Raw genomic sequence first — 11002 nt, 5'->3', positions numbered from 1 at the left:
ATATTGTTTGTTTGGTAAATATTTGGTTATTAAGTATTTATTTTATAAATTAGTACATCTTAACATCAACTAAATATATGAAAAATGATTTATTTTTACAAAACGATGGAGAGGCATTAAAGGATATGAAGCTCCTGCTGATAGAATTCCAAAAAACTTTTCTACTATTAGAAGAAAATCAGAAATTCTATGATAACGCAGACCTAAAAAGTTTGCTTAACGTGAGTGACAAAACGTTGTATAGGATGAGGAAAACGAATAAGATTCCTTATATAAAATTTGGAAATAAATTTTATTATCCAAAACAGTTCTTTAACCAAATGGCTCTTTGATAAGAGCTTTTTTTGTGGGGTGTTGGGAGTGGTTGAGATTTTGTATATTGGAATGTTGTTGAATGAAATATAGAAATGACAACTTTTTTGTAAAACAGGTTTTGTTTATTCTTGTAAAGAAATATTGTTAAGTTTAATTTTGTAAAATGACCCTGACTGATAGTATTGGAAAAATTATAACCGAAATAAAATATTGTTATAACCCAGAAAATAAATATGGATTACAGGAGTTTGAGTCTTTTATAAAAATTGATAATGATAAACTAATTCAAATTCCTTACTTTCCAACAGAAGAATGGAATGAAAGTGAAACTTTAAAAAAGTTTGAATTAGCAAGGAAAGTTGAATCTAAACCAATAGAATTAATTTTAAATTTAAAAATCATTAATTATCATTTTAAATATTTCGAAAATGAACTTGATGAAATGGAGAAAGCAATAATTGAGCTTGAAAATGGACTATATATTACTGAGAAAATGGACCATTTGGATTAACTGATGTTGATTTGCATAGTATGCATACAATAGAATTTCTAAAATTAAAGGAAAATATTGAATCAGAATTTGAAATAAAACCTTTAATAATTCAATAATAATATCACTATAGCTAATATTTATTAATAAAAGCTGGTATAGTTTTTAAATAGAAAAAAATATAGTAATACTCAAAAAGCTTCTAAATCACTAAAGATTTAGAAGCTTTTATTAGTTTTATAGCATTGGTATTCAGGATTGAATTGTGGGTGATTTTAACCTCTAAAATGTCCTACCCATTCTTTGAATTTACCAAATTGTTCTAATAGAAAAGATTCTTTTTCTTCTTCCTCTTGAGGAGAATCTGATCCAATAGGTAGAATATGTTCAAAATAAGTTCCCTTTAAAACTTTATTTAATAAACCTTCACCCATGAATGGTTTATCATCGTTCAACGTTTTAGTTGCTTTTAATAAATGACGAATGTCGTATTGTAATGGATTAATGTCTGGAACTTGCTTATTTAAATTAAGTAATTCATAAACTGCAATACGTGCGGTACGAACAGAACTTTCCATTGTGAAAACTACATCGTTATTGGTTTCTACAAATTGACCTACTAAACCTAGATTCTTACACTCATCTGGAACTACTTGTGGGCGGTCTCCTTTTGCTCTAGGCATAAACATAGATGTGATGTAAGGCATATAAGCAGAACGAGTGATTGTATTCTCAATAACGTCATCTATTTGGTCTTCAATTCCTAAATGATAACATAATTCTGTTAGGATTTCGTTTCCTGTACAAGTAGGCATTGTTTTCTTGATGTAGTTTCCTTCTTTATCCATAAATAATGCATAAACCCAAAGAACTAAAATATCATCTGGTTGTGTAGGAAAATGTGGTTGACGATTACAAGTAAAACTCATTAACCAATTAGAATCTGTAATGGTAATAATTCCACCTGTAACAGTTTGACCTGAATATGGATCATTAACAGAATATTCTTTTAGTTTTTCTACTAACGCAGAAGGTTTACAAGTTAAAGTAACAGATTCCCATGAAGATTTTTCAATATTCCCACAAAATTTTTCTGGACGACCAAAAACAGGAGATTTAGCAGAAAGGTTTTTCCATAGTTTCCACCCTGCACTTTGACCGCTAGTATTATTATCTATCGCTAAAACTGGTGCCGTTGTATTATCTCCATACGCAGTATCTTCAGTCATAGAACCAGTAGTTACAATAACATAATCATTTGGTGTAACAGGAATAATTACATCTTGTCCATCTTGTTCTGTTATAATTCCTTTGACTACTTTTCCTTCTGTATTAATTAATAAATCTAAATCTTTAACCAGTGTATTTAACTGAATTTTTACTCCTTTTTCTTTTAACCATTTACCTAATGGCGTAACAAAAGTGTCGTATTGATTGTATTTAGGGAACACCAATGAAGAAAGATCATTTAAACCATCAATCGCATGTAAAAAGCGATGCATATATAATTTGAATTCTAGTAAACTATGCCAATTCTCAAAGGCAAACATTGTACGCCAAAATGTCCAGAAATTACTTTCTAAGAATGATTGATTAAAATAATCTTCAATCGTTATATCATCCAACTCTTCTTTTTTCTTTAACAAAAGTTTGATAATAGCTAATTGATCTTTCTTATTTAAACCAAATTTACTAAAGTCTTTCACTTTCCCTTTTTCATGAATTAAACGTGCAATAGAATAATTAGAATCATTATCATTTACTAATCTATATTCGTCTAAAACACTATAAGGTTCTGGTAACTCTAATGCAGGAATGTCTTGGAAAATATCCCATAAATTCTCGTAGGTACAATCCATTTCTCGACCTCCTCGAATTATGTAACCATCTTTTGCATTTCCAGCTCCATCTAACGAACCTCCTTCGACCTGAAGTTGTTCTATAAATGTGATATTCTCTGGAGTGAAATGTCCGTCTCTAATAAAATAATAGGCAGTAGCTAAACCTGCAATACCACTTCCCACAATATATACCTTACTGTCCTTATAAGATTTTGTAGGAATTCCTTTATTGCGTTGGTAATTTCCTATCTGATCAGAGAAAGGATAAGATTTTTCTGGAGTGTTTCTTGGTGTCTCTTTACTCGCATCTGGTTGATGATCAATATTTCCGTAGATAGTAGAATGATTTAAAACGTTGTCAAATTTTGAAGTAATTTTATCCATAATTATTTATTTTAAGATTCTACAATAAAATTACGCTTTATTATTTTTCTAAAGTATCCCGAAATTCGTCATTTGTATCCCAAATTTCTTTTTTTATATATGTTGTTGTTTTCTATATTGTTGAGGAGAAATAGAAGTGTATTTTTTAAAAAAACGACCAAAAGATGAAGAAGAGTTGAAACCTAGATCTAATGCTATCTGGACAATTGTTTTCTCTGAGTAGCCAAGCAAAACATACGCTTCTTTTAATAAATACTCGTCGATAATAACATGTGGAGTTTTCTTAGTTGCTTTTTTTACAAGATGGATCAAATATTTATTTGTAATAAACAATTGATCTGCATAAAACTGTACGTCTTTGTGAGCGATAACATTTTCTTGAACAAGTTGTGTAAACTTACAAAATAGAGTGTTGATTTCGCGGGAATGGTTTTTATTTTCTTTTGAATATTGTTCAGCAATTATAGAGGCAGATTCAAGAAGTAAAGTAAAAATAATCGATCGAATAATATCTTCTAAGAACAAAACATTTCTTTCTCGTTGTTCTTGAAGATAATTAATTAGCATAAAAAGATGATTCGCTTCTTTTTTATTTGCCTTACAAACTGTAAAGTTTTGATGTGTAAACAAATTAAGTTTATCAATAAAGAAAGGATTAGAAATGTTTTTAAGGAGAAAATTTTTCTCAAAAAACAACAATTTCATTCTAAAATTAGAGTTAGTATCTAGAATTTTCAAAACAGTAGAAGGAGCAGAAATCAAGAATTCGTTTTGAGTAATAAAATATTTCTGAGAATCTATCTCAACTTCTATTGAGCCAGATAAACAAATACAAAATGCATAAAAGTCGATTCGAAAAGATCTTTCAGGAAACGCAAAAATTGGATTTCCTGATGAGATATAATATAGTTTATTACAATTTACGCCATAAAAAGACAAGGTCTCTTTTAGGTTTTCATAGTTTTTCATGCTTGAAAATAAAGTTGGTCAGATCGTTTTTTTAGGGTAGTAGAATTGATATAGCAAAAATAAGAATTATTTAGTAAGTAATTAAATACAATAAGGTATTTTAACTGTATTCTAATGTAAAAGTTATTTTCATATCAACTAAGTAGTTCTTAAATAAGAAATTTCATGAATATAATCAATGAAATATCGGCTAACAATGTTGAATGATGTAGTAATTTTTTGTAACAAGTAATACTTTTGGATTGTGTAGTTTGTTTCGGTTAAGATAAATTACCTTTGCAAAAAATCCGTTATGTTTTCTGCCATTAATAAAAAATTAAATTTAGATCCCGTTTATAATCTCCATTTTATTTTAATGTGTTTGAGTTCGTTGTTGTTTTCAGCGAGTTTTAATATGATGATTCCCGAGCTACCTGCTTATTTAAGCAGCATGGGAGGAGCAGAATACAAAGGATTTATTATTGCATTATTTACCTTGACAGCGGGAATTTCGAGACCTTTTAGTGGAAAATTAACCGATAAAGTGGGGCGGGTACCTATTATGGCAGTCGGTTCTATTGTCTGTTTTGTGTGCGGAATTTTATATCCTGTTTTAACAACCGTTTCAGGTTTTTTATTTTTGAGATTGGTACACGGCTTTTCGACAGGTTTCAAACCCACTGCAACAGCAGCTTATATTGCAGATATTATTCCGCGCGAACGTTGGGGCGAAGCATTGGGCTTGCACGGAATTTGTTTCAGTATCGGAATGGCAATTGGACCTGCATTGGGAAGTACAATTACATTATATACATCGATTAATGTGATGTTTTTTACGTCTTCGTTTTTTGCATTATTATCGATATTGATTTTATTCAATATGAAAGAGACCTTGCAAAATAAACAGAAATTTTCGTTCGGATTACTAAAGATTTCGAAGCAAGATGTTTTTGCAAAAGAAGCTTTGCCAGCGGCATTGATTACGTTTCTTTCGTATGTTGCTTATGGTTCTATATTGACATTAATTCCAGATTGGACCGAACATTTAGGTTTTCAAAATAAAGGCGTTTTCTTTATCGTATTTACAATATCATCTATGATGGTTCGTTTCTTTGCAGGTAAGATATCTGACCAAAAAGGGCGTGTGTTGGTGATAAAATTAGGCTTAGTTTTATTGATTATTGCATTGGTACTTTTGGCTTCTATTGATGCAAAAATAGGGTTGATTTTAGGAGGTTTGATGTATGGCATTTCAACCGGAATTCTTTCTCCTGCACTAAATGCATGGACAATAGATTTTAGCAAACCTGATGAACGTGGAAAGGCAATGGCAACGATGTATATTGCGTTGGAAGCGGGGATAGGATTTGGAGCATTGTGCGCGGGTTGGTATTTTCAGGATTATTTGGATCGTATTCCGATGGTGATTTATGTTTCGGCATTTATTTGTCTTTTGGGAACCATTTACATGCTGAGATTTAAGAATAAGCCTCAAACAATTTAATTGAAAGAAATGAAAGCAGAATTATATCAATTTATAGCACAACAAATCGAAGATAAAATAACGTATTTGAATGGTTTGATTGACGATTTACGTGCTTCAAACAACGATACTAAAAGTAGTATGGGTGATAAGTATGAAACGTCGCGCGAAATGATGCAACAGGAAATTACTCGAATTCAAAATCAATTGAATGAAGTTTTAATTCAGCAAGACGTGTTTTCTAAAATAAAAATTGTGGAGAACAAAACCATTGGTTTAGGTAGTTATGTTGAAACTACGATGGGAAATTTCTGTATGGCGTGTAGTTTTGGGGAAATTATTTTCGAGAATAAAAAGATATTTGTCCTATCAACTCAAACTCCTTTGGCTAGAATCTTGGTTGGAAAATCGGAACAAGATTCGTTCGAAATGAATGGAAAAGTTTTTGTAATTAGTAAAATTAATTAAGATAAAAAAGGACGTAGTTGCGGTACGTCCTTTTTAATTGAAAAGTATGTATTAGAATTGTGCGGCTTCCGTACTTTCAGCCATAGCTGTAGTAGATGAAATGCCTTGTTGCACCGTGTTTTGTACGTAATCGAAATATTGTGTTCCTACAAAAGATTGGTGTTTTACAGCTGCAAAACCTTCTTCTTGTAACGCAAATTCTTTTTCTTGTAATGCCGAATATCCCGCCATTCCTTTGGCTTTGTATGCACGTGATAACTCGAACATAGAGGTATTCATTGCATGGAAACCAGCTAAAGTAATGAATTGGAATTTGTATCCCATTTCAGCTAAATCTTCGCGGAATGTTTCCATTTGAACTTCTGTTAAATGTTTTGCCCAATTAAATGATGGGGAACAATTATAAGCTAACATCTGATTAGGGTATTTTTCTCTGATAGCTTGTGCAAACTCCCTTGCCATTCCAAGATCTGGATTAGATGTTTCCATCCAAATTAAATCAGCATAAGGCGCATAGCTTAAGCCTCGATTAATTCCTTGTTCCAAACCATTTCTCACATTGTAAAAACCTTCAGAAGTTCTACTTCCTTGGATGATAAAAGGTTGATCTCTTTCGTCAATATCCGAAGTAATCAAATTCGCAGCTTCTGCATCAGTTCTGGCAACCAATAGAGTAGAAACGCCACAGACATCTGCTGCTAAACGCGCTGCAACCAATTTGTTAATTGCTTCTTGTGTTGGAACTAAAACTTTTCCACCAAGATGACCACACTTTTTGGCTGATGACAATTGATCTTCGAAATGAACGCCAGCAGCACCAGCTTCTATCATTTGTTTCATCAATTCATAAGCATTCAAGTTTCCTCCAAATCCAGCTTCAGCATCGGCAATAATCGGTACCATATAATCAATGTTTCCTTGTTGGGTAACAGATTGTATTTCATCGCGACGACGCAACGCATTATTAATACGCTTTATCACCATTGGAACCGAATTGGCTGGATACAATGATTGATCTGGATACATTTCTGCCGAAAGATTTGCATCTGCAGCAACTTGCCATCCCGAAAGATAGATTGCATCTAAACCAGCTTGTACTTCTTGTATGGCTTGATTACCATTTAAAGCACCTAAACCCGCCATAAATGGTTTTGAATTCAAACCTTCCCAAAGTTTCTTAGCCCCTAATCTTGCTAAGGTGTAATCGATGTCCAAAGAACCTCTTAATCGAATTACATCTTCTGCTGAATAAGGACGAACAACGTCTGTCCAGCGTGGATTAGTTCCCCAATCCTGCCGAATCTTCTGAATTCTTTCTTGATTGCTCATAATTGTGTTTTTTGTGTTTTGTTTATGAATGTGTGTTGTGTGTGTATTTCTTTTCGTGTGTGTTTGGTTATAAGGGCTTAATCAATATACTTATAGGCTTCTAATGTTAAAAATTCGGTAAACTTGTGCGATAAAACTAATTCGTCAAAGATTGAAATAGCTTCTTCAAATCTTCCGTTCAAATAATTTTCCTCACCAACTAATTGTTTTATTTTCTGAACCTCTTCAGCTCTTAATTTTTTGTATTTGTCACTGTTAAATTCGCATCCGTTTTCTAATGTAATCGACTGGCTTAACCATTGCCAAACCTGCGTACGAGAGATTTCTGCTGTTGCTGCATCTTCCATTAAGTTATATAAGGCAGCGGCTCCTTTTCCAGATAACCAACTTTCGATGTATAAAATTCCAACATTAATATTGTCTCGAATTCCTTGTTTTGTAACTGTTCCTTTTGGCAATTCTAACAAAGCCTCGGCAGTTGTTATAACATCTTCTCGCTTATTATCTATTTGATTCGCTTGTGGCATGTATTCGTCAAAAATATCTTTTGCGACTTTTACCAAAGCAGGATGCGCAACCCACGTTCCGTCATGTCCATTTTTTACTTCGCGAAGTTTATCATTCTTCACTTTTTCGAAAGCGATTTCATTGGCTTTTTCATCATTCTTAATCGGAATTTGAGCAGCCATTCCACCAATTGCATGTATGTTTCGTTTATGACAACGTTGAATAACTGCTTGCGAATATGCAGCCATAAAAGGCGAAGTCATCGTAACTTGTGAACGATCTGGAACAATAAAATTTGGGTGTTTCTTAAATTTTTTGATATAAGAAAATATATAATCCCAACGACCGCAGTTAAGGCCTGCGATGTGGTCTTTTAATTCGTAAATAATTTCATCTAACTGAAAAGAAGCTGTTATAGTTTCGATCAAAACTGTAGCTTTAATCGTAGCTTGTGGAATGTTTAAATAATTTTGCGCGAAAACAAAAACATCGTTCCACCAGCGTGCTTCTAGGTGATGTTCTAATTTAGGAAGATAGAAATAAGGCCCACTTTGCTTGGAAAGTAACGTGTGTGCATTATGGAAAAAATATAAACCAAAGTCAAATAGTGAGCCTGATATTTCTTGTTTATCTATTATGATATTCTTTTCATTCAAATGTAAACCTCTCGGTCTTACAAGCAAGACAGCAGTCTTTTCGTTTAATTGATACTTTTTTCCATTATTTTCGAATGAAATAGTACCATTTACTGCATCTCTTAAATTTTGTTGTCCTTGAAGATTGTTATCCCATGTGGGAGAATTACTATCTTCAAAATCGGCCATAAATGTATTAGCGCCTGAATTTAACGCGTTAATTACCATTTTACGGTCAACAGGACCAGTTATCTCAACGCGTCTGTCATGTAAATCAGCTGGAATAGGAGCTGCTGTCCAATCACTATTTCTGATTTCTTTTGTTTCTGACAAAAAAGTTGGAAAATTACCCAAATCAAAAAAGATTTGTCTTTCTTGTCGATTCGCCAAAAGTTCTAAACGTCTTTCGTTGAAATTTTTGTGTAAAGCTGTTAAAAATTTAACCGCTTCGGTTGTCAAAATATCTGGATAATTATCCAGCTTATTCTGTGATAATTTTAATTCACTTGTAATAGTATCCATTTTTTGTGTTTTTGTTGTAATTTTGGTTTTGGTTATTCGAGCGGAATTTTACTCCCAGCGAACGTTCGCTAAATTATAAAAATTCGTTTACATTTACCAAATATTTTTGAAAAAATTATGCAAGAAGAATACATTAAATTAATTTTTGGTTTAAAACTAAAACAAGTAAGAATGGCTAAAGATTTGTCATTGTTTAAGTTATCTAAGTTAACTGGACTTTCGAAATCGTATTTGAATGAGATCGAAAAAGGTAAAAAATATCCAAAAACTGATAAAATTGTTGCTCTTGCCGAAGCGTTGGAAATTCCTTATGATGAGATAGTTTCCTTAAAATTAGATAAAAATTTAGCACCAGTCGCTGAGATTCTACAATCAAATTTATTGCAAGAAATTCCTTTGGAACTCTTCGGAATTGAAGAAAGAGATTTAATTGAGATCATTTCTAACGCCCCAATGAAGGTAAATGCGTTCATTTCTACGTTGATTGAAATAGGTAATAATTACAATCTTACACGCGAAAGTTTTTTCTTGGCTTCGTTGAGGTCTTTTCAGGAAGCAAATGATAATTATTTCCCTGAAATTGAAAAATCTGCAAAGAGTTTTTTACAAGAATATTTGATTGAATCAGAAGATTTTGTAAAAAATGAAACGATGGAAGAAATTCTGAAAGAGGAATATAATTATACCATTGTTTATGAAGATTTCACTTCTTTAGGAGGGAAGGATTTAGCGAAATTGCGTTCTATTTTTATCAAAGAGAAAAAACTTTTGTATATCAATATCAATTCTGACAATGATCAAAAACGATTTATTTTAGCGAAAGAATTAGGCTATAATTATCTTGATTTGAAGGAACGTTTGTATACATTTTCGTGGGCAAGTTTTGATAATTTTGATCAATTGTTAAACAATTTTTATGCGTCTTATTTTGCTGGAGCTTTGTTGCTACCAGAAGAAAAACTGTTGAAGGATATGCAGAATTTGTTTGCTTTAGAACATCATGATTTGTCTAATTTTCAAGAAATTCTAGGAAAATATACCGAATCACCTGAAACGGTTTATCAACGAATGACAAATTTGTTACCCAAACATTTTAATATTCGTGATTTGTTTTTCTTGCGTTTGTCAGCAAAAGTTGGTTCAAATTCATATAAATTAACGAAAGAACTTCATCTTAATCAACAACAGTCGCCGCAAGCAAATGAAACGGATGAGCATTATTGTCGTCGTTGGGTTTCGTTAAATGTTTTGAAAGAATTGGAAAAACATCAAGATGATCATCATGAGATTTCTGCACAAATTTCGTTGTATCCGTTCAATAATAATCAAAAATATTATGTAATTTCTTCTGCAACGAAAGATCCATTCAATCCAAATTATTTACGAAGCGTAACGATTGGTGTATTGTACAAATCAGCTCAACGTAAAGTGAAATTTATGAATGATCCTTCAATTCCTGTAAAAGAAGTTGCGGTTACGTGTGAAAATTGTGGTATGAAAGACTGTGCAGAACGTGTTGCTGAACCAATTCGTTTTGAAAAAGATATCCGAAATAAACGATTAAATGTTACGATTAATGATTTTATAAAAGAGCAGAGTAAGTAATATTATCTACCGTAAAATATAAAGGAAAACTTAAATCAAGTTTTCCTTTTTTTATGTTTAATCTAAATATTCTAATCTATTTTCAACTAATATTACATGATGTTGAAGCGAAAATGTGTTTCCTCTTTCTATGGTTGTGCAATCAAAATTACGGTATTGTAATTCGTTGAATAATGTTTTGACATAACATCTTCTTGCAGAATTCCAAGAACTGTTTCCTACGTTTTGATTAAAGCGTTCGATTAATTCGTTGTCAGTTAATTCACGAAATAATACGACAAATTCATTTTTTAGATTTTCCATTGTTTTAATTTTTTAATGATAAAAACAACAGGATAGAGTGGAGAATAACCTTTTATTTTGGCGTTTGCCCTCATTCTATACCACCGTAGCGCGGTTTTGGCTCGGTTGGTGTTCTGATTTTTCAGAAACTCCTGATGATTGATAGAGTAAATATAGGCATAAATTTTAAAAA

At 32.0% G+C, this 11002-nt stretch carries 10 protein-coding genes and 1 riboswitch; of the genes, 5 read left to right on the top strand and 5 right to left on the bottom strand.

Annotated features, from left to right (window positions below; translation table 11 throughout):
* Positions 1-77: 77 nt before the first annotated feature.
* On the top strand, positions 78-332 hold the full coding sequence (locus B4E59_RS06135; protein WP_312067372.1) for a helix-turn-helix domain-containing protein: 255 nt from the start codon (positions 78-80) through the stop codon (positions 330-332).
* A gap of 146 nt (positions 333-478) precedes the next feature.
* Positions 479-826, top strand: a complete 348-nt coding sequence (locus B4E59_RS06130; RefSeq protein WP_125349230.1) for a hypothetical protein — start codon at positions 479-481, stop codon at positions 824-826.
* 254 nt (positions 827-1080) lie between these two features.
* Here B4E59_RS06130 and B4E59_RS06125 read toward each other — a convergent pair whose 3' ends face one another.
* Both B4E59_RS06125 and B4E59_RS06120 read right to left on the bottom strand, forming a co-directional pair.
* A complete protein-coding gene (locus tag B4E59_RS06125) occupies positions 1081-3030 on the bottom strand; it encodes an oleate hydratase (RefSeq protein ID WP_291051990.1) in 1950 nt (649 codons plus the stop codon).
* Between the two features lie 93 nt (positions 3031-3123).
* Positions 3124-3999 carry a helix-turn-helix domain-containing protein gene (locus tag B4E59_RS06120; RefSeq protein ID WP_291051987.1) on the bottom strand — a complete coding sequence of 292 codons (876 nt, stop codon included), beginning with the start codon at positions 3997-3999 and terminating at the stop codon, positions 3124-3126.
* Positions 4000-4291: 292 nt separating this feature from the next.
* Here B4E59_RS06120 and B4E59_RS06115 point away from each other — a divergent pair, with 292 nt between their 5' ends.
* Entirely contained in the window at positions 4292-5482 is a 1191-nt protein-coding gene (locus B4E59_RS06115; protein ID WP_291051984.1) for an MFS transporter, read from the top strand.
* A gap of 9 nt (positions 5483-5491) precedes the next feature.
* Positions 5492-5929 carry a hypothetical protein gene (locus B4E59_RS06110; protein WP_115002102.1) on the top strand — a complete coding sequence of 146 codons (438 nt, stop codon included), beginning with the start codon at positions 5492-5494 and terminating at the stop codon, positions 5927-5929.
* A 51-nt stretch (positions 5930-5980) separates the two neighbouring features.
* Here B4E59_RS06110 and aceA read toward each other — a convergent pair whose 3' ends face one another.
* Both aceA and aceB read right to left on the bottom strand, forming a co-directional pair.
* Complete coding sequence (gene aceA / locus B4E59_RS06105) at positions 5981-7258, bottom strand: isocitrate lyase (protein ID WP_349676119.1); 1278 nt, start codon at positions 7256-7258, stop codon at positions 5981-5983.
* Between the two features lie 77 nt (positions 7259-7335).
* Positions 7336-8922, bottom strand: a complete 1587-nt coding sequence (gene aceB / locus B4E59_RS06100; protein ID WP_291051979.1) for a malate synthase A — start codon at positions 8920-8922, stop codon at positions 7336-7338.
* A gap of 117 nt (positions 8923-9039) precedes the next feature.
* Here aceB and B4E59_RS06095 point away from each other — a divergent pair, with 117 nt between their 5' ends.
* A complete protein-coding gene (locus tag B4E59_RS06095; protein WP_291049525.1) occupies positions 9040-10527 on the top strand; it encodes a helix-turn-helix domain-containing protein in 1488 nt (495 codons plus the stop codon).
* A gap of 57 nt (positions 10528-10584) precedes the next feature.
* Here the strand turns inward: B4E59_RS06095 and B4E59_RS06090 are convergent, their stop codons facing one another.
* On the bottom strand, positions 10585-10830 hold the full coding sequence (locus tag B4E59_RS06090; RefSeq protein WP_219034467.1) for a hypothetical protein: 246 nt from the start codon (positions 10828-10830) through the stop codon (positions 10585-10587).
* A 43-nt stretch (positions 10831-10873) separates the two neighbouring features.
* Positions 10874-10973, bottom strand: a riboswitch (SAM-I-IV-variant riboswitch).
* Positions 10974-11002: the final 29 nt, after the last annotated feature.

The sequence above is a fragment of the Empedobacter sp. UBA2044 genome, from assembly GCF_002333005.1.
Lineage (GTDB): Bacteria > Bacteroidota > Bacteroidia > Flavobacteriales > Weeksellaceae > Empedobacter > Empedobacter falsenii_B.
The sequence above is the reverse complement of the archived record's forward strand: the minus strand, read 5'-3'. Positions and strand labels throughout refer to the sequence as shown.

Coding starts and splice junctions, on each gene's coding strand:
- B4E59_RS06130 (WP_125349230.1), top strand. CDS start 479: ATGACCCTGACTGATAGTATTGGAAAAATTATAACCGAAATAAAATAT.
- B4E59_RS06115 (WP_291051984.1), top strand. CDS start 4,292: ATGTTTTCTGCCATTAATAAAAAATTAAATTTAGATCCCGTTTATAAT.
- B4E59_RS06110 (WP_115002102.1), top strand. CDS start 5,492: ATGAAAGCAGAATTATATCAATTTATAGCACAACAAATCGAAGATAAA.
- aceA (WP_349676119.1), bottom strand. CDS start 7,258: ATGAGCAATCAAGAAAGAATTCAGAAGATTCGGCAGGATTGGGGAACT.
- B4E59_RS06090 (WP_219034467.1), bottom strand. CDS start 10,830: ATGGAAAATCTAAAAAATGAATTTGTCGTATTATTTCGTGAATTAACT.
- aceB (WP_291051979.1), bottom strand. CDS start 8,922: ATGGATACTATTACAAGTGAATTAAAATTATCACAGAATAAGCTGGAT.
- B4E59_RS06120 (WP_291051987.1), bottom strand. CDS start 3,999: ATGAAAAACTATGAAAACCTAAAAGAGACCTTGTCTTTTTATGGCGTA.
- B4E59_RS06095 (WP_291049525.1), top strand. CDS start 9,040: ATGCAAGAAGAATACATTAAATTAATTTTTGGTTTAAAACTAAAACAA.
- B4E59_RS06125 (WP_291051990.1), bottom strand. CDS start 3,030: ATGGATAAAATTACTTCAAAATTTGACAACGTTTTAAATCATTCTACT.
- B4E59_RS06135 (WP_312067372.1), top strand. CDS start 78: ATGAAAAATGATTTATTTTTACAAAACGATGGAGAGGCATTAAAGGAT.